The 19200-nt window shown below is 66.4% G+C and carries 15 protein-coding genes and 1 pseudogene; 2 read left to right on the top strand and 14 right to left on the bottom strand.

The genetic code is table 11. The annotated features are described in order from the left end of the window. Nucleotides 1-26 precede the first annotated feature (26 nt). From MRBLST15_RS10995 to MRBLST15_RS21060, 4 genes and pseudogenes are all read right to left on the bottom strand, one after another. A complete protein-coding gene (locus tag MRBLST15_RS10995) occupies nt 27-1538 on the bottom strand; it encodes a hybrid sensor histidine kinase/response regulator (RefSeq protein WP_265952697.1) in 1512 nt (503 codons plus the stop codon). Nucleotides 1539-1542: 4 nt separating this feature from the next. After that, entirely contained in the window at nt 1543-1983 is a 441-nt protein-coding gene (locus tag MRBLST15_RS10990; RefSeq protein ID WP_025878695.1) for a response regulator, read from the bottom strand. Next, nucleotides 1980-3797: a sensor histidine kinase gene (locus MRBLST15_RS10985; protein WP_265952700.1), complete on the bottom strand. Its 1818-nt coding sequence runs from the start codon at nt 3795-3797 to the stop codon at nt 1980-1982. The genes MRBLST15_RS10990 and MRBLST15_RS10985 overlap by 4 nt, the downstream gene beginning before the upstream one ends. A gap of 201 nt (nt 3798-3998) precedes the next feature. Then, nucleotides 3999-4238 (bottom strand): annotated as a pseudogene (locus MRBLST15_RS21060) (BON domain-containing protein); the annotation flags it as partial. A gap of 335 nt (nt 4239-4573) precedes the next feature. Here MRBLST15_RS21060 and MRBLST15_RS10975 point away from each other — a divergent pair. Continuing rightward, a complete protein-coding gene (locus tag MRBLST15_RS10975; RefSeq protein ID WP_367785909.1) occupies nt 4574-5617 on the top strand; it encodes an oxidoreductase in 1044 nt (347 codons plus the stop codon). A 290-nt stretch (nt 5618-5907) separates the two neighbouring features. On the opposite strand, the gene gnd is transcribed toward MRBLST15_RS10975, so the two are convergent. The 7 genes from gnd to MRBLST15_RS10940 form a co-directional block, all read right to left on the bottom strand. Further along, on the bottom strand, nt 5908-6813 hold the full coding sequence (gene gnd, locus MRBLST15_RS10970; RefSeq protein WP_176019582.1) for a phosphogluconate dehydrogenase (NAD(+)-dependent, decarboxylating): 906 nt from the start codon (nt 6811-6813) through the stop codon (nt 5908-5910). Nucleotides 6814-6823: 10 nt separating this feature from the next. Further along, nucleotides 6824-8062: a hypothetical protein gene (locus MRBLST15_RS10965; protein ID WP_367785908.1), complete on the bottom strand. Its 1239-nt coding sequence runs from the start codon at nt 8060-8062 to the stop codon at nt 6824-6826. 17 nt (nt 8063-8079) lie between these two features. Continuing rightward, nucleotides 8080-8715, bottom strand: a complete 636-nt coding sequence (locus tag MRBLST15_RS10960; protein WP_367785907.1) for a DUF2242 domain-containing protein — start codon at nt 8713-8715, stop codon at nt 8080-8082. 175 nt (nt 8716-8890) lie between these two features. Then, complete coding sequence (locus MRBLST15_RS10955) at nt 8891-11068, bottom strand: carboxy terminal-processing peptidase (RefSeq protein WP_265952704.1); 2178 nt, start codon at nt 11066-11068, stop codon at nt 8891-8893. A 280-nt stretch (nt 11069-11348) separates the two neighbouring features. Next, nucleotides 11349-12359, bottom strand: coding sequence for a lipoyl synthase (gene lipA, locus MRBLST15_RS10950; RefSeq protein ID WP_367785906.1), 1011 nt, complete (start codon nt 12357-12359; stop codon nt 11349-11351). A 17-nt stretch (nt 12360-12376) separates the two neighbouring features. Continuing rightward, entirely contained in the window at nt 12377-13057 is a 681-nt protein-coding gene (lipB, locus tag MRBLST15_RS10945; protein WP_265952708.1) for a lipoyl(octanoyl) transferase LipB, read from the bottom strand. Between the two features lie 20 nt (nt 13058-13077). Next, nucleotides 13078-13356, bottom strand: a complete 279-nt coding sequence (locus MRBLST15_RS10940; RefSeq protein ID WP_032975372.1) for a YbeD family protein — start codon at nt 13354-13356, stop codon at nt 13078-13080. Between the two features lie 294 nt (nt 13357-13650). Here MRBLST15_RS10940 and MRBLST15_RS10935 point away from each other — a divergent pair, with 294 nt between their 5' ends. Continuing rightward, nucleotides 13651-14709, top strand: a complete 1059-nt coding sequence (locus tag MRBLST15_RS10935; protein WP_414716158.1) for a lipid A deacylase LpxR family protein — start codon at nt 13651-13653, stop codon at nt 14707-14709. A 104-nt stretch (nt 14710-14813) separates the two neighbouring features. On the opposite strand, the gene MRBLST15_RS10930 is transcribed toward MRBLST15_RS10935, so the two are convergent. The 3 genes from MRBLST15_RS10930 to mltB all read right to left on the bottom strand — a co-directional run bounded on the left by MRBLST15_RS10930 (nt 14814) and on the right by mltB (nt 18523). Further along, nucleotides 14814-16034 carry a D-alanyl-D-alanine carboxypeptidase family protein gene (locus tag MRBLST15_RS10930; protein WP_099820912.1) on the bottom strand — a complete coding sequence of 407 codons (1221 nt, stop codon included), beginning with the start codon at nt 16032-16034 and terminating at the stop codon, nt 14814-14816. Between the two features lie 102 nt (nt 16035-16136). Further along, entirely contained in the window at nt 16137-17381 is a 1245-nt protein-coding gene (locus tag MRBLST15_RS10925; protein WP_367785905.1) for a septal ring lytic transglycosylase RlpA family protein, read from the bottom strand. After that, nucleotides 17378-18523 carry a lytic murein transglycosylase B gene (gene mltB / locus MRBLST15_RS10920; protein WP_099820910.1) on the bottom strand — a complete coding sequence of 382 codons (1146 nt, stop codon included), beginning with the start codon at nt 18521-18523 and terminating at the stop codon, nt 17378-17380. The genes MRBLST15_RS10925 and mltB overlap by 4 nt, the downstream gene beginning before the upstream one ends. Nucleotides 18524-19200 lie beyond the last annotated feature (677 nt).

The following is a 19200-nucleotide window of genomic DNA, read 5'->3' as shown; positions in this document are numbered from 1 at the left end:
CTCGGCTGTACAGCGTTCCCTCGACGTCAGCCCAGCGCGTCGGCCACCGCGCGGAATACCTGCTGCATCTGTAGCGGCTTGCGCAGCAGGTGTACCTCGATGCCGGCGGGGAACACACCGGCCGGCATTTCCCCGGCAGCATCTTCCAGCACCAGCGCCGGGCCGCGATAGCCGAGCGTAGCCATCTCGCCCAGCAGCTGGCTGGCCGACAACAGCTTGGAGCCAGCATCGGCAATCACCAGCGCCGGCATTGCCTCCTGCTGCATCCAGCGCAGCGCCGCCGGGCCATCGGAGGCCAGCTGCAGCTGATAGCCCTGGCTGGACAACGCATTGCCCAGCAGCGACAGGCGGGTGGCTTCACCATCGACCACCAGGATCGACTGGCCACTGCCCAGCGCCACCAGTTGTTCGATCGGTTCGCCGCCCTCGGCGCTGGCATGCATCGGCAAGCGCAGCTCGAAACACGTGCCCTGCCCCAGCTGGCTGTTGACGTGGATGCTGCCGCCGGCGCCTTCAACGATGCGCTTGCAGGAAATCAGGCCCAGCCCGGTGCCATCGGCCTTGGTGGTGAAGAACGGATTGAACAGATGCGACAGCGTGTCCGCATCCATGCCGGTGCCTTCATCGACCACCGCGATGCGCAGCCAGTCCTCGCCATCGCGCTGGCCACCATGGCTGGCGGTCAGGCTCAGGCTGCCTCCATGGGGCATCGCCTGGATCGCATTGAGCGCCAGGTTCAACAACACCTGCTGCAGCTCGGTGTAGTTGGCATCGACCACCAGGCCCTCATCCTCGACCACCAGGTCCAGGCGGACGCCATCGGGCACGTTGCTGCGCAACAGCAGCGCCACGGCCTGGAACAGGTCATCGATGTGGATGCGCTCGCTGGCCTTGCGCGACCCACGCACGAACGACAGCATCGATTCGGCCATCTCGTGGCCACGACGACCGCACTCGGCGATCACGTCGGCCAGGTGGTGCAGTTGCGGATCTTCGGTGCGCGCCTTCAGCAGGTCCGGCATGATCAGCAGCGGCTGCAGGATGTTGCGCAGATCGTGGCTGAGCCCAGCGGCCAGCAACGACAGGCTTTCCAACCGTTGCGCGCGCATCAGCTCGGTTTCCACCCGCGAGCGCTCGATGGCACTGCGTGCCTCACGCACCGCGCGCGCCACGGCCGACGGCAGGCGTGCCGGCTGGTGCTTGATGATGTAATCGTTGGCGCCCTTCTGCAGGGCCGCCACCGCATTCTCTTCGCCCATGGTGCCGGAGACGAAGATGAAGGGCACCTCCGGCAACGCATCGCGCACGATGCGCAGCGCGTCGTCGCCGGAGAAGCCTGGCATGCTCAGGTCGGACAGCACGATGTCCGGCTGGAAGCGCGCCAGCGCATGGCGCAGGTCGTCCGCACTCTCGACACGCTCGAACGTGGCCTCAAGGCCTGCATCGAGCATCTGTTCGGACATCAGCTCGGCATCCTCGGGGGAATCTTCCACCAGCAGGATGCGCAGGGCGCCGAGTGCGGGACCAGTCAGGGGCATGGGCCTACTCGATCTCCGGAGCCTGGTTGATCAGTGCCCAGAACTTGCCCAGGGTCTGCACGGCGCCGAAGAACTGGTCCACGTCCACCGGCTTGACCACGTACGCGTTCACGCCCATGTCCCAGCTGCGGGCCAGGTCGCTTTCCTCGCGCGAGGAGGACAGGATGACCACCGGCAAACGCTTCAGCTCATCGTGTTCGCGGATCTGCCGCAGTACTTCCAGGCCATCCATGCGCGGCATCTTGATGTCCAGCAGCAGTACCGCCGGCAGGCCTTCCTCGCGGCTGGCGAAGGCGCCACGGCGCAGCAGGTAATCCATCACTTCCACGCCGTCTTCGACGTGCACGATGGGATTGGCCAGGCGCGCTTCCTGCAGCGCATCGATCGCCATTTCGGCGTCGGCCGGGCTGTCTTCGGCAAGGAGGATGGTGCGCAGCGTCGTCATGCGATGGGGCCCTGTTTGTCCGTGTCGAGCACGGGGGGAAGATAGAAGTGGAAGGTGGCGCCGGCATCCGGTGCGGCTTCGGCCCAGATGCGGCCGCCATGGCGGGTCAGCACCCTGCGTACGCTGGCCAGGCCGATACCGGTGCCGGGATAGTCGCTGGCCTTGTGCAGGCGCTGGAATACACCGAACAGCTTGCCGGCGTAGGCCATGTCAAAGCCTGCACCATTGTCGCTGACCGTGAACTGATGACCGCCATCGGGCTGCTGCTGGTAGTCCACGCGGACCTTCGCAGGCTCACGGTTGGCCGAATACTTGACCGCGTTGCCCAGCAGGTTCAGCCAGACCTGGCGCAGCATGTTCTCGTCGCCCACCACGATAGGCAGCGGCGCGATGCTCCACTCCACCTGATGCGCATGGCCGCTGCTCTCGGCTTCGCTCTGCACGTTCGCGTCGAGCATCGCGCGCGTATCGGCCACCAGCGACTGCATGTCCACGGTCTGTTGGCGCATCGCTGCGCGGCCCAGGCGCGAATAGACCAGCAGGTCGTCGATCAACGTGGCCATGCGCCGCGCTGAACCGGAGATCACCCCCAGGTAGTGCTGGCTCTTCTCGTCGGCGGCCTCGCCCAGGTGCCGCGACAGCTTGTCCGAGAAACCGGCGACATGGCGCAGCGGCGCGCGCAGGTCGTGCGACACCGAGTAGCTGAACGCTTCCAGCTCGCGGTTGACCTCCGAGACCTGGGCAACCTTGCCCTCCAGCTGCCGGTTCAATTCTTCAACACGTGTCTGCACCGCACGCTGCACGGTCACGTCGCTGACGGTCAGCAGCACCACTTCATCGTCGGTGTCAGGCAGCGGCATGCGCCGCGCGTTGAGCAGCATGTAGCGGGACATGCCGTCGACGGTGCGTTGTTCGTGTTCGAAATCCCACAGTTCGCGGCCGCGCAGCAATACGTCGGCCAGACGCTGGCGAACCACCGGGTCACGCCATGCGCCGTCGCCTACGTTCTCCAGCAGCAGGCCATCGGCGCGCTCATCCTGCAACCCGTACAACTCGGAGAACGCGGGATTGTGCAGCTGCACGCGCAGCTCGCGATCCAGCAACACGATCGGTTCGCGCACGGTCTGCAGCACCGATGCCGCGCGCGCAGCGGCGCGCTGCGACTGTCGTTCAGCCTGCAGGCGGCGGCCAATCTGTCGTTGCAGCAGCCACAGCACCAGGCCGAGCAGCGCCAGCTGCACCAGCAGCGAGCTCCACGAGACGAAGTTGGTCTGCCGCTTCTGTCGCTCCGCCTGGGCGGCGCGCTGGGCCAGCAGCGCTTCCTCGCTGGCCTGCAGTTCTTCCACCAGGCCGCGGATCGGATAGCGCGTGCTCAGGTCCTGCACCAGTTCGCGCTGGTCGCTGTTGGGCTCGGACTTCGCCAGCTCACGCGCAACCCCCATACGCCCTTCCAGCATCGACTGGATGCGGCCGATGCGGATCAGCTGGTCGGGATTGTCGCGGGTCATCCGGCCCAGTTCGGCCAGGCGCTCGGGGATGTCGTTGGCCTTGGCCATGCGCTCGCGCAGGCCCGGCGCATCCACGCCCTTGGACAGCGTCAATGCAGCAGATTCGATGTCGCGCACGTCGGTCTGCAGCTGCTGCAGAGCTACGGTCACCTGCTGGGTATGGGTCACCCAGCCCATCGCCAGCTCGTTGTCCTGCTGCAGTTTGCGCAGGGTCAACCACGGGACCACGATGATGGCTGCCGCTGCCAGTGCCAAAGCAGGCAGTCGCCAGCGATCCCAGATGTCATCACTGAAAACCAGCGCCATAGTTCCTCGTCAGCTCAGCCGGGGAGAGCGATCCGGGCAGGATCAGCCACGGCGGAACCGGCAATATAGCGCAGCCGGTCACATCTCTGGGGTAATGGGTCGTTCGGCGGGGCGCCCACCAGCAGGCATCGCGCAGGCCCGACGTTACAAAAACAGGGGCGCCCCCGTGGGAGCGCCCCTGTAGGCAACCTGCGGTGTCGATCAGCGCTTCTTGGCGGCACTGACCTTCAGCGCGGCGGCATCAACGCGGGTCACGCCCTTGATGCCCTTGGCGGTGGCGATGGCCTTGTCATGCTCGGCCTTGGTGGCAACGGTGCCACTCAGGCTGACCACGCCATTGACCGTCTCCACCTTCACTTCGGTACCCGGCACATTGCTGCTGGCGAGCAGATCGGCCTTGACCTTGGTGGTGATCCAGCTGTCGGTGACCGGCTCGTTGGAATCATGGCGGTCGGCATGGGTCATCGCCGAATGATCGGTTTTCGGCGGGCTCTTCGCTGCGGCGTCCTGGGCGAATGCGGCCGAGGAGGACAGCGCCAGGCCCAGGGTGAGGGCGGAAGCCAACAGCGTACGGGTCGTGGTGCTCATCGTGTGGTTCTCCTACTGGTTGGTGCGCCCAGTGTCGCCAAGTGCTTGTAGTGCAGGCGTGGCGCTGCGGTCATGCTCACGTGAATGGGCATACCTGCAGCGGGAACGGTTCAGCTTCCGGGGGCGCAGTCATCTCGTTTACCCTGAGGTTCCTGTCCTGTACTTTCCGATCCGCGCGGAGTCTTCCCATGCGCCCCGAGCTGCAACTGGCCCTGATCGGCTACGGCCTGGCCGGCCGTGTCTTCCACGCCCCGCTGATCCAGCACACACCGGGCCTGGCCCTGCACAGCGTCGTCAGTTCGCAGCGCGATACGCTGCTGCGCACCTTCAGCGACGTCCACGTACGCGCTACCGCGCAGGAGGTCTTCGATGACCCTGCGGTGGATGCGGTGGTGATCGCCACGCCGAACGAACAGCACGCGCCGTTGGCCATCGCCGCGCTGGCCGCCGGCAAGCATGTGCTGGTGGACAAGCCATTCGCCGTGACCGTGGACGAAGCCGAGCAGGTGTTGGCCGCAGCGCGCAGTGCCGGACGCATCGCCACGGTGTTCCAGAACCGGCGCTTCGATGCGGACTTCCTGACCCTGCAGGCGCTGCTTGCCGACGGCACGCTGGGTGACATCGCCGAATGCCACGCCCATTTCGACCGCTACCGCCCGCAGGTGCGCGAACGCTGGCGCGAGCAGGAGGGGCCGGGCAGCGGCCTGTGGTACGACCTGGGACCACACCTGCTGGACCAGATGCTGGTGCTGTTCGGCTGTCCGCAGGCGATCGATGCGGACCTGGCGGTGCAGCGCGAAGGCGGCACTGGCATCGACTATTTCCATGCGGTACTGCACTACCCGCGCCATCGCGCGATCGTGCACGCCGGTTCACTGGTGGCGGCGCCTGCCCCCCGTTTCGCGGTGCATGGCACGCGTGCCAGCTGGATCAAGCATGGCCTGGACGTACAGGAGGCGCAGTTGCGTCGCGGCGTTGCGCCAGGCGCACCGGGATGGGGCATCGATCCGCGCCACGGCGAACTGATGCACTGCGATGCGGAGGACAACGTGCAGCGCAGCACCGTGGACAACCTGCCCGGTGATTACCGGCGCCTGTATGCCGACTTCGCAGCGGCGATGCAGGACGAGGGTGAGCCGACGGTCAGCGCGCAGCAGGCGCTGCAGGTGATGCGGTTGCTGCAGGCGGGGATGGACAGCGCGCGCGAAGGGCGGCGGGTGCGGGTGGGGTGATCGGCAGGGCTGCGCCCTGCACCCGCCGAATCGACGGCAACGGCAACGGCAACGGCAAAAGCGGGCATTCCGCGGGATGGCGGGATGGGTCCGGTTGCGGGGGACGCTGCAAGTACGTCCATGTAAGCTCGGTCGCGCCATCCATGGCGCTCACGCCCCCGCAACCGGCCCCCCCCGCCTTCGACAGATCTCCGCGATCTGTCTGAATGGCATTGCCTGCTCTTGGTGGATGTCGACCTTGGTCGACACAGTAGATCCACGCCATGCGTGGATCTACGTCAAAACGGTGCTTACGACTTCTTGATGGCGTGGCCGCCGAATTCGTTGCGCATCGCTGACAGCAGGCGGTCGGTGAACGAGTTCGATTCACGCGAACGCAGGCGTTCGAGCAGCGACAGGGTGATCACCGGTGCCGGCACGTCCAGCGCAATCGCTTCGGCGACGGTCCAGCGGCCTTCGCCGGAATCCTCCACGTACGGTGCGATGCCATCCAGCGAGGGATTGCGCTTGAGGGCTTCGGTGCTCAGGTCCAGCAGCCACGAACGCACCACGCTGCCGTGGCGCCACACCTCAGCCACCTGCGCCAGGTCCAGTTCCATCTCCTGCTTGCGCTCCATCAGCGCGAAGCCTTCGGCGTAGGCCTGCATCATTCCGTACTCGATGCCGTTGTGGACCATCTTGGTGAAGTGGCCTGCGCCGGACGGGCCGACGCGCGCCCAGCCGCGGTCCTCGGCCGGTGCCAGCGTGCGCAGCAGCGGTGCGATCTGTTCGACCACCGCGGCATCGCCACCCACCATGAGGCTGTAGCCTTCCTGCAGGCCCCACACGCCGCCGCTGGTGCCGCAGTCCACGTAGCCCAGGTCATCTTCGGCCAGCGCCTTGGCGCGACGGATCGAGTCCTGGTAGTTGGAGTTGCCACCGTCGATGACGACGTCTCCTTCGGCCAGGTGCGGGGTCAACTGGCCCAGCGTCTGGTCCACGGTCTCGCCGGCCGGCACCATCAGCCACACCACGCGCGGCACAGGCAGCGCGGCCACTGCGGCGGCCAGCGAATCCACCACCTCCAGGCCGGCCTCGGCGGCGCGCTGGCGGGCGCCCTCGCCCGGGTCGTAGCCGACCACGCGGTGGCCACCGCGGTGCAGGCGCTGGGCCATGTTGGCGCCCATGCGGCCGAGGCCGATCATTGCAATATCCATTGTTTCACCTTCAGTTGTTGTCGGAAGTCAGGCTGCCTGGCCGGCCGGTCGTCGCGCAGTGGCGCAGCTGCGCCTCGCGCCAACGCCGGTAGAGCGTGGTATGCAGATTGTGCAACGCCAGGTCGATGGAAAACGGCGTGCGCGGATTGCGGTCGAGCAGGCGGATGATGTGATAGCCGACAGGACGTATACCGCGTGGGTGCACGTAGATCACGAACTGCTGGTAGAACGCATCGTCCAGCAACTTGTCCATCTGCTGCACGGCGTCGCGATAGCGCGGGGCCAGCTGCCCACGCAGCGCCGGATCGCGCTCGTACAACAGCCGCTCGAAATAGCGTTGGCCGACACACGGAATGCCCTGCGCCAGCTGCCACAGGGCACGGTTGCGCTGGTCATACCAGGCCAGGCCGCCGTGCTCTGCCAAGGCCTGCGCGGCCCCCTCGCCCACTTCCACCACGACGAAGTTCTCCGCCTGGTTGCTGAGATCGTCCAGCGTGCCTTTGTCGAATACGTGTTCGATGAAGCCGGGCAATCCGACGAATGCCTGCCGCCCCATCGCCGACGTGCGCACGGCCTTGCCGTCGGCCAGGAACTGGCCAGCCTGTGCGCCCAGCAGGATGCTGTCGGTGTCGTGCAGACCCAGGAAGGTGCCGATGGACAGCTCCCCCGGCGCGAATTCCGCATCGAAGGCCGCATCGCCGTACAGCTCGCGCTGCGTAGCCAGCTGCGCGACCTGACGGCCGACACCGCACTCGGCACGCACCCGGCCGGTGTAGAACGCATCCAGTGCGCGGCTGTTGCTGGCGGCCGGCACATAGCCGCGGCCGAAGCTGCGGACCCGCTGCCATCCCTGTGCCGGGGCGCCGCGTGCGCCAAAGCCGATCCAGCCCAGCTGCACACCGGTGAAGCGGAAGGACTCATTGTCCTGCAGTGCCTGCGTGGCCCGTTGTACCGCCGCGCCCAGTTCGAAGGCGTAGGCACAGACCGTGGCCGGGTCATCCAGCAGTTGCTGCAACAGGGCCTGGCGGTCCGCATCGGCCAACGTCTCGGGCAAGCGCGCGCGTAGATCGCCGGCGGCCTGCGCTACGGCCAGCGAGGCTCGCGTACAGACCGGCCCGCCGTGTACCTGCGGCGCGGTGATCGCTGCGGTTTCGAAGCGCCAGCCCAACCGCTGCAGCAGGCCTTGGCTGCACTCGGCCGTAGCGGCCAGCGCGCTCAAGGGCCAGCCCAGCAGCAGGGCCCACGCCATCACCCTGCCGCGCACGTTCAGCCCTGGTCCGTTGCTGCCGGCGCGGGTTCGGGCTCAGGCCCGGCAGGAGGCGGCGGCGACGCGGCCGGTTGTGGTTGTGGTTGCGGTTGTGGTTGCGGTTCTGCTTTCGCTGCCGCCGGCAGGTACTGCTGCAGGCGCTGGAAGAAGCGCCGATAGAACTCGGCATCGGTGATCGTGCTGCTGGCCACTTTCACCAGCGAGTCGTCATTGCTGCCGAACGGCAGCGACACCGAGCCCAGCGCGCCCACGCCGACGCTGGCCGAGGTCGGGCTCTTCTTCAGCGCATAGCGGTCCTGCACGGCGCTGACGAACACCAGCGCCTGGCTGCCACGCGGCGCGCACGAGATACGCAGCACCAGTTGTTCGTGGTCATCCTCGCGCGGCTGGAAATTCTTGTTGCCTTCCACCTGCGCGTCGTCCGACCGTGCGATGGCATAGCCCTGGCTGAGCAGCGTGCGCCGTGCCGCCTCGCAGGCGTCGGCCGGGCGCCCATCGACGGTGCGCGAGAAGGTGTCGCCGGAGTCGAAGGACTCCCGCAACAGACTACTGTCGGCGGCACGGCCACCGCACGCGGTCAATGCCAGGGCACTGGTGGCGGCCAACAGGGAAGCGGAGAGAAGGGAGGCCCGCATGGGTACTCCTGCAAAGACGATAGCCCCGAGGGTAGCCCCCTGCCCGTGTGCGCCGGGTCGATACTGCTTGGCCCGTCCCCCACCGTTGCTCCCGGTTCATGCAAAAAGGGGACGGAGGGGCTTAAGTCGTTTGTGCCACCAACGACTTAAAGCCCTTCGTCCCCTCCTCAGTCAATCAGTCGGCCCAGCGGCCTGCGGCGGTGGACTGCGGCAGCACCTGTGCCGACAGCGGACGGTCGGCCTCCAGCAGGTTCACTGCGTCGGCCAGAATCGAGGCCGATTCACGCAGCAGCGGGTCCGGGCGCTTCTCGGCGGCCTTCTCGCGGGCGGCATCCTTGACGATGTCGCGCTCGTTGCCGGTCAGGCCGTCATCGCTGCTGTCATCGGCCAGCGGGTCCAGGGCCAGGCCCAGTTCCTTGCGCACGATCTGGCGCTGCTTGCGCTGGGTGTCCTGGCGCTCGCGCTCGGCACGACGGGTCGCTTCATTCAGCGAGACGTACTTCTTCGCGGCTTCGGTACGGAACTGCTCCACGTCCTCGTTCCACCACTGGAATTCCTTGTCGGTGGCGATGCGCGTGTCGTGGCGCGTTTCCAGCTTCGGCAGCAGCGGCGCGAAGTTGCCGTACTGGGTGTGCGGCACCGCGGCGATGCGGGTCCACGGCAGTGCGTTGTCGTAGGTGCTCTCGCCGAACTCGGTGGCATCGACGCTGGCCGGGAACGCCAGGTCCGGCACCACGCCCTTGTGCTGGGTGCTGCTGCCACTGATGCGGAAGAACTGGGCGATGGTCAGCTTCACCTGGCCAAAGCGCTGGGCTTCGCCACTCGGCCAACGGTCCAGGTCGACGATGTTCTGCACGGTGCCCTTGCCGAAGCTGGTTTCACCGATGACCAGGCCGCGGCCATAGTCCTGGATGGCACCGGCGAAGATCTCCGACGCCGACGCCGAACCACGGTTGATCAGCACCGCCAGCGGGCCGTCCCATGCCACGCCCTGGTTGCGGTCGCTGTTGACGGTGACACGGCCACCGGATTCGCGCACCTGCACTACCGGACCCTGCTCGATGAACAGACCGGTCAGCTCGATCGCTTCATCCAGCGAACCACCACCGTTGTTGCGCAGGTCCAGCACCACGCCGTCCAGCTTGTCGGTCTTGAAACCAGCCAGCAGCTTGGCGACGTCGCGGGTGGCCGACGCATAGTCGGTGGCGTTGCGACGACGGCCTTCGAAGTCCTGGTAGAAAGTCGGCAGCTTGATCACACCAACCTTGCGTGCCGGCTCGCCATTGGCGGCCGGGATGGTCATGGTCTCGCCCTTGGCGGCCTGTTCGGCCAGGCGCACCTTCTGCCGGGTCAGCACCAGTGTGTGATGCTTGCCGTCGACGCCCGCTTCGGCAGGAATGAATTCCAGCTTGACGTCGGTGTCCTTGGCGCCACGGATCTTGGCCACCACATCATCAATGCGCCAGCCGATCACATCTTCCACCAGCCCGGACTTGCCCTGGCCGACGCCGACGATACGGTCACCCGGCTTCAGCGTGCCGTCCACGGCCGCCGGACCACCGGCGATGATCTCGCGGATCACCACCACATCGTCCTGGCGCTGCAGCTGCGCACCGATGCCTTCCAGCGACAGCGACATCGCCTGGTTGAAGTTCTCGGCGGTACGCGGGGTGAAGTAATCGGTATGCGGATCAACCGCGCTGGTGTAGGCGTTCATGAAGAACTGGAAGGTGTCTTCGCCCTTCAGCTCGTTGACCGACTTTTCCAGGGTGGCGTAACGCTTGTCCAGCGTCTTGCGGATGTCATCGGACTTCTTGCCGGCCAGCTTCAGGCGCAGCCAGTCGTTTTTCACCGACTTGCGCCACAGCTCGTCGAGCTCGGCATTGGACGCCGCCCACGGCACCTCCTTGCGGTCGTACTCGAAGCGCTCATCGGTGGTGAAATCCGGTTCCTGCTTGAGCAGCTTGCGCGCATAGGCCACTCGTTCGCCGACGCGCTGCTTGTAGACCGCGAACACCTGGAAGGCCGGCTCCAGTTCGCCGCCGCGGATGGCATTGGCGATGCCGGCCTGGAACGGAGCGAAGCGGGTGATGTCGGCCTGGGTGAAGTACTGCTTGCCGCCGTCCAGCGTCTCCAGGTAGCGCTTGAACACATCCTTGGAGGTGGCTTCATCGAGCGCACGCGGACGGTAGGCGTAGCGGCTGTCGGACAACAGGCCGTAGACCAGCTTGGAGGTGGTCACCTGATCGGCGGTGGCGGCAGCCGGCAACGCCGGTGAGTCGGCCTTGGCCGCCAGCGCCAGCGGCGCGACCAGCGCCAGGGCCATCAGGAATGCGGGGGCTTTGAATTTCATTGACGTGCTCGAAGGCGCCTTGCCAAGGGGGAGACTGCAGGGTGTTCAGACACCGCGACAGTGCCGAAAGTTGCCGGGTTTGTCACCCGCCCACGTTCGGTGGAAAACCAGCCTAGCGGGGCCGGTGTAGCAAATTGTGAATGCACGTAGAGCCGAGCCCATGCTCGGCTGGCCGGCAGCAAGCAGCCGAGCATGGGCTCGGCTCTACGGCAGGCAGAGGTGTGCGGACCAAAACGGTCCGCACCCACAGGAGAAGCAGCTCCCACCCAGCAGCAGGGTGTCAGGAAACGCCGGCGCCCTTGGCCTGCACGTCGGCGTGGTACGACGAGCGCACCATCGGGCCGGAGGCCACGTGGCTGAAGCCCAGCTCGTAACCGTAGACTTCCAGCGCCTTGTAGTCTTCCGGCGTCCAGTACTTCAGCACCGGATGGTGATGCGCGGTCGGCTGCAGGTACTGGCCGATGGTGATCATGTCCACGTTGTGCGCACGCAGGTCGCGCATGGTGGCCTTGATCTGTTCGAAGTCTTCGCCCAGGCCCAGCATGATGCCCGACTTGGTCGGCACGTCAGGGTGCTGCGCCTTGAAGTTCTTCAGCAGGTTCAACGACCACTGGTAGTCCGCACCCGGACGCACGTTGCGGTACAGGTCCGGCACGGTTTCGATGTTGTGGTTGAACACGTCCGGCGGGTTCTGCGCGAGGATCTCCAGCGCGCGCTCCATGCGGCCCTTGCCACGGAAGTCCGGGGTCAGCACTTCGATGCGGGTGCCCGGCGACTTCTCGCGGATGGCGGTGATGCAGTCGACGAAGTGCTGGGCACCGCCGTCGCGCAGGTCATCGCGGTCGACGCTGGTCACCACCACATACTTCAGGCCCATGTCGGCCACGGTCTGGCCGAGGCTGGCCGGCTCGTTGGCATCGGGCGGCTTCGGCCGGCCGTGGGCCACGTCGCAGAACGAGCAGCGACGGGTGCAGACCTCGCCCAGGATCATGAAGGTGGCGGTGCCGTGGCCGAAGCATTCGTGGATGTTCGGGCAGCTGGCCTCTTCGCACACGGTCACCAGACGGTTCTCGCGCAGCTTGGCTTTCAGGTTCTGCACGGCATTGCCCGAAGGAATGCGCACGCGGATCCAGGAGGGCTTGCGCAGCACCGGCACGTCGGCGAACTGCACCGGCGAGCGGTTGATCTTGTCCCCACCCATCTGCTTGACCCCGGCCTGCAACGGCGCGGAGGACGGAAGCTCGGCCTGCACGATCTGCAGGGGAATGGTGCGGGCAGTGGTTTCAGTCATGGCGTTTCCGGGGGCGGTCAGGCGGCCGCAGAGAGATCAGGCAGTTCAGGCATGGGCTGCAGCAGCAGGCCGAACTGGCGGGCCAGGTGGTCCAGCAGCACCGGCTTGACGGCGTCCATCCCGGACGGTCCGCCCAAGTCTAGCACCGTGGTCACCTGCAACCCCTCGTAACCACAGGGGTTGATGCGGTGGAAAGGATCCAGGTCCATGGCCACGTTGAAGGCCAGGCCATGGAAGGTGCAGCCGCGACGAACGCGGATGCCGAGCGCGGCGATCTTGGCGCCGCCGACATAGACGCCCGGGGCGCCGTCGAGCCGTTCGGCACCGATGTTCCACTCGGCCAGTGTGTCGATGATGGCCTGCTCGATGCGGCACACGTAGTCGCGCACGCCGATGCCCAGCCGCGGCAGGCGCAGCAGCGGGTAGATCACGATCTGGCCGGGGCCGTGGTAGGTCACCTGGCCGCCGCGATCGACGTGGACCACCGGGATCTCGCCCGGCGCCAGCACGTGTTCGACCTTGCCGGCCTGGCCCAGGGTGAACACCGGATCGTGCTCGACCACCCACAGCTCGTCGAGCGTGTCGTCGTCGCGCTGGTCGGTGAAACGCTGCATGGCGTGCCAGACCGGTTCGTAGGGCTGGCGCCCCAGGTCACGGACCACTGCCGGGCGCGGCGGACGCGCCTCGGGGGCCGCCACTTCGGCAGGGCAGCTGACGGCTACACCGTCCACTTCACTTCCGGGTGGTCGCGCAGGGCCTGGTGGGCCACGTCGTACTGTTCACGGTTCTCGGCCCGGAAGACCAGGCGCACCGAGACGTACTTGCCGTTGGATGAATGCTTCCAGCTGATGCGCTCGTTCACCACGTCAACGCCAGCAGCCAGCAGCAGGCGGGGGAGTTCATGCTCCAGGCCGCGGTTGGCCGGGCCCATCGCGCTGAGCTCGAACTGACCGGGGAACTGGAAGCCGTGTTCGGGATTGTCGGACTTGATTTCCATGCGCCCATTATCGGGCCGCAGGGCAACAAACCCAAGAGTATTCATAAAGGCCGACGGCACCGCAGGCGGCCCGCTGCGTTGCAGCTGAACATCCATTCAGGCAGTACTCACCTGCCAGGACCGCTGCCCCATCGCTGCGGCTTCACCGGCAGCAACCGATTGTATCGATCAGACAATGTTGTTTTCGGAACAGACAAGTGATCCCAGCGCGCTCGTTCCATCACAGCGCCGGGAGTACCGTGTCGTTGCATAAAACGACAGACAAAAGCCCCCTTCCCCATGATCATCCCATCCATGCGCCACCTCGCATCCTTTGGATTGTCCGGCCTGCTGGCCACCGCCCTCCCCCTTTCCGCCTACGCAGCCGAGCAATGCGGCCCGGACGCGATGCGCGAGCATCCGCCGCAGGTCAATTTCCGCGTCGACAACGACCTGTTCGGCGGCCGCCACCAGGACCAGGGCTATACCAACGGCGCCCAGCTGACCCTGGTCTCGCCCAACCTGGTGGACTACACCGATGACCCGTGCCTGCCGCGCCTGGCGCGCTGGGTGAACAGCCACCTGGAAGCATTGCACCCGGGCAAGTTCGAACAGCAGAACATGATTTTCAGCCTGGCCCAGGGCATCTTCACGCCCACCGACCCGACCCGCAGCGACCTGATCGAGGATGACCGGCCGTATGCCGGCGTGCTGCTGGTCAGTTTCGGCTTCAACGCGCGCAGTGGCGATCGCCTGCAGACCACCCAGCTCTCGCTGGGCGTGGTCGGGCCGTGGGCACAGGGCAAGCAGGTGCAGGACGCGGTGCACAGCGTGCTGGGCGATGAGAAGTTCAAGGGTTGGGACAACCAGCTGCACAACGAACCGGTGTTCATGCTGACCCACGAGCGCATGCGCCGCTGGCCCGGCGATGCCAGCATCAATGCCGACGGCTGGGGCTGGGATGCGATCAGCCACTACGGCGGTTCGATCGGCAACCTGGAAACCAAGGCGAACCTCGGCGGCGAAGTGCGTTTCGGCTGGAAGCTGCCGGACGATTTCGGCAGCACGCCACTGCGCCCGGCGGGCGAGAACACCGCGCCGACCCGCGGCGGCAAGCCGTCCGGCTGGTCATGGCACCTGTTCGCCACCACCGATGCAGCGTGGGTGATCCGCGATATCACCCTGGACGGCAATACGTTCCGCAACAGCCACAGCGTGGACAAGCGTCATGTGGTCGCCCAAGGCGGTTATGGCATCGCGGTGATGCGCGGCCGCTGGAAGTTCGCGATGGCGCGTTACCACAGCACCCGCGAATTCGATGGCCAGCGCCAGTCGCCGGTGTTCGGCAGTTTCACCGTCAGCCGCTCGCTGTAAGCGATCGGGCTGGTAGTGCCGGCGGGATTCATGCGGAGCCGGCTCCCGAAACAGAAAAGGCCGGCATTCGCCGGCCTTTTCCGTTCACCGCAGCACGCTGCGGATCATTCCGATTCCCACCACATCCAGAAGCTGTCCCACAGGCGCTTGAAGAAGCCGGCCTGCTCGACGGCGGCCACCGCCACCAGCGGCGCTTCGGCCACCAGCTTGCCATCCAGGGTGACCTTCACGGTACCGATCTGCTGGCCCGCGGTGAACGGTGCCTCCAGGGTCTTGGGCACGTCGATGCTCGGCTTCAGGTCGTTGTAGCGACCGCGCGGCACGCTGACCAGCATCGGCTGGGCCACGCCCAGCTGCACCTTGTCGGTGGTGCCCTTCCAGACCTTGTGCTCGGCCACGGCCTTGCCCGGCTCGTACAGGCGGTGGGTTTCGAAGAAGCGGAAGCCCCAGTTCAACAGGGCAAGGCTGTCGTCGGCGCGCTGCTTTTCCGACGCGCCGCCCAGCACCACCGCGACCAGACGCTGGTCACCGCGCTGGGCCGAGCTCATCAGGCAGTAACCGGCTTCGGAGGTGTGGCCGGTCTTGATGCCGTCCACGCTGCCATCGCGCCACAACAGCAGGTTGCGGTTCGGCTGCTTGATGGTGCCGACCTGGAATTCCTTGATCTTGTTGTACGCGTAGGTTTCCGGGTAATCACGCACCATCGCGCGACCCAACAGGGCCAGGTCGTAGGCGCTGCTGTGGTGGCCCGGGGCGGTCAGGCCGTGGGCGTTCACGAAGTGCGAGTTCTTCATGCCGATCTTGGCGGCGTAGCTGTTCATCAGCGAAGCGAAGGCTTCTTCGCTGCCGGCCACGTGCTCGGCCAGGGCGATCGCGGCGTCATTGCCGGACTGGATTGCCATGCCCTTTTCCATGTCTTCCAGACGTGCAGTCTGGTTGACCGGGAAGCCGCTGTAGCTGCCATCGGTGCCGGCGCCACCTTCGCGCCAGGCGCGTTCGCTCATCATCACCTGGTCGTCCGGACGGACCTTGCCGTTCTTGACCTCGGCGGCGATCACGTAGGACGTCATCACCTTGGTGATGCTGGCCGGGGCCAGCTGTTCGTTGATGTTTTCGCCTGCCAGCACCTGGCCGGTGGCGTAGTCCATCAGCACCCAGGCCTTGGACACGCTGGGTGCGGGCGCCGGCGGCGTGGCCACGGTGGCGGGGGCAGCAGCGGCAGCGGCAGGCGTCGGGGTGGCCGGGGTCGGCAGCGGCGTCTGGGCGGAGGCCAGGCCCACCACCAGGGTGGCGGCCAGGGCAGTGGCGGCGGAACGGAAATTCATGGGACAGCAGGCTCCAGGGGACGGCCGGAAAATGAAGGATGGGACAAGGTGGCCATTGTAAGGCCGGGGTGGCAAGGGCCGGCAGCACCGGCCCGGGCGGAATCAGTCCTTGACGATCTGTGGCGAGCCAAAGCCCAGACCCGAGATGCGCCCGGCAAGTTCCGCCGCGCTGGCATGGTCGCTGGCGGGAACCCGCAGACGCCACAGGGTACGACCACCGGCAGCGATGTCGCTGATGGTGGCACCGACGATGCCGGCAGCGTTGAGCTGGCCCATCGCCCGGTTGGCGTTGTCGCGGTTGGAGAAGCTGGCGACCTGCAGCATCACTGCGCCCACCACCTTCTGCGACAGGCTGGGGCTGCTGGTCGAGGCCGGGCTGCGTGGCACGGCGGTAGCCACGACCGGCGCGGCGGGACGCGGCGCGGGCGCGCTGGGCGGCAGGCTGCTGACCGCCACCTCCGGCATCGTGCTGACGGCGGCCTGGGTGGTGGCCGGCTGGCCACGCGCTGGCGCTCCATCGGCAGGCAGGCGGTTGACCAGGCGATCGATGTCACTGTCGGCAACCGCACGAGCGGCGGGTGCAGGGCGCGCGCTGGCGACGGCAGCGGTGGCCGCCGCCGCTTCAGCAGCACGGCGCTCACGGCGCGACGGCTTCTGCGCCATCAGGTTGGTTTCACCCGGCTGCACCGCGCGCACTTCCACGTTGCCGGTACCGCGCTGGGTGATGCCCAGGCGCACGGCGGCGGCATAGCTGAGATCGACCACGCGGCCATCGTGGAACGGACCACGATCATTGACGCGCACGATCACCGATTCGCCGTTGTCCAGGTTGGTCACGCGGGCGAAGCTGGGCAGCGGCAAGGTCTTGTGCGCGGCGGTGAACTGGTACATGTCGTAGACCTCGCGGTTGGAGGTCAGGCGGCCGTGGAACTTGGCGCCGTAATACGAAGCGGTGCCACGTTCAACGTAGTTGCGGGTGTCGTCGAGCACCTTGTACTGCTTGCCCAGCACCACGTAGGGCGATTTGTTGCCGATCGCCGAGCGGTCTTCATTGGTGACCAGCGGCTCGGGAATGCAGGCTACGTTGGGCACGTAACTGGGCGTGGTGTCTTTCACGCCGGGCTTGTACAGGCCGCCAGCGGTGTAGTTGCCACGGGTGGACAGGTCCTCGGTGGCGGCCGCGTACGGCGAACCCTCCGGACAATGCGCCGGACGCCCGCCCTTGCCCTGCACCACCGTGCCGGACGGCTTGCCACCGTGGCCGGCGGTCGCCGGCTTCTTCGGCGCGCTGCTGCAGGCGGCCAGCGCGAGGACGATCAATCCAGGGACCAGCCATCTGATGTTCATGCCGGGGGCAGCTCCTGTCCGGCAATGGCCTGCGACAACTGGAACACGGCCATCGCGTACATTTTCGAGAGGTTGTAACGGGTGATCGCGTAGTAGTTCTGGAAGCCCAGCCAGTACTGCTTGCCGGTGCTGCCTTCAAGCGTGATGGGGGTGGCGGTGGCGCCCGGCTGCACCGGTGCGCTCGGCTGGTAGCCGCGCTGGGCCAGATCGGACAGCGACCAGGTGGGCATCCACTCGGTCGGATTGAACTCTTCGCGGCCGGCGGCGAGCGTGGCCGGCACGGCGACCTGGCCGCCGCGCACCCAACCGCCCTTCTTCACGAAGTAGTTGGCGATGGAGGAGAACACGTCGTCGTAGCTGGTGAACAGGTCACGGCGGCCATCGCCGTTGCCGTCCACCGCGTAATCCAGATAGCTGGAGGGCATGAACTGGCCCATGCCCATCGCGCCGGCATAGCTGCCCTTGAGCGTGGTGATGTCCAGCTTTTCCTCGCGGCCGAGCTCGAACAGCTTGGCCAGTTCATCGCGGAAGAACAGCTCGCGGCGCACTTCGCGTTCCAGCTTGGCCGGGTCACCACTGCGCGGGTAATAGAAGGCCAGCGTATACAGCGCATCGAGCACGCGATGGCTGCCGGCATTCTTGCCGTAGCTGGTTTCCACGCCGATGATCGCCACGATCACTTCAGCCGGTACACCGGTGCGCTGCTGCACACGGTCCAGTTCAGCGCGATGCTGGGCAAGGAAGGCCTTGCCGCCGTCGATGCGCGCCTTGCTGATGAACATCGGACGGTATTCGTTCCACGGCTTGACCCGCTCTGCCGGCCGCGACATGGCGGCGATGATCGGCTGGCGCACCTGCGCCTGGTCGAGCACGTTGCGGATCTCATCGGGCTTCAGTCCGTAACGCTTGGCGGTATCGGCAATGAACCTGGCGCGCGCGGTTTCGAACGGCACCGGGGTGAGATCGACCGGCGCAGCCGTAGCGGCTGCCGCTTCCGGCGCGGCTTCGGCCGGGCCCTGAGGCTTGGCCGCCGGGTGGCGCGGCGTACTGCTGGCCTGGGGCGAAGTCGGTGGGGACGTCGGCTGGGTCGCACAGGCGACCAGGCCGAGGGTGAGCATGCAGGCCAGAGAACGTCGAATCATCACCGCAGGTTAGCAGGTCATGGATGAATTAAAACCCCTAAGACCATGAATCACAACGATTTGCTCGCGTTCAGCGAGAAATGTGAAGACGTCGTGATTGACCTACCCCATTCAGGCAGAGGTTGCCGGTTGCGTCCCCATCCCCGCAGACGCAACCGGCCGCCGGACCCGGTCGGTACCTGCGCGGCTGCCGCTCCCCAGTGGCAGTGCTCCGCGCTCCTTGTACCTGTTGGATCAGTACTGCTTTCCCATCCGACGCCCCTCGCGCTGCATCAAAGACGGCGCGCCATGCCGAACGGGCCGCCATTGTGCAGGCCGATTGCGACAAGTCCATTGATCAGGATCAACGCGGCGTCAAAATGTGAATTGGCGCCCACTTTTTATGGAACTTCGTCAGCGGACATGCTGCTGTGCGGCGTTGTGGGAACGATTACAGAAATGCGCTTGCGCAGATTCATGCGTACATCGGCGGCGAAGGTCGGCGAACGGCGCAGCCCCTTGTGAGTGGCCGCGAAGCGATTCATGGGGAGGGCCGGGTAGATGGGCTGCGCAGGGGCCGCTGCAAGTACGTCCCTGTAAGCTCGGTCGCCGCATCCATGCGGCTCACGCCCCTGCGCAGCCCATCTACCCGGCCACGGACACGTTCCTGTGGCGTCTACCCACGGAAAAGAAAAAGA

This window comes from Stenotrophomonas sp. LST15-1-1.1, assembly GCF_040815575.1.
In the GTDB taxonomy this organism is placed as follows: Bacteria; Pseudomonadota; Gammaproteobacteria; order Xanthomonadales; family Xanthomonadaceae; genus Stenotrophomonas; species Stenotrophomonas lactitubi_B.
Note: the sequence above shows the minus strand (reverse complement) of the source record. Positions and strands in the feature narration are given on the sequence as shown.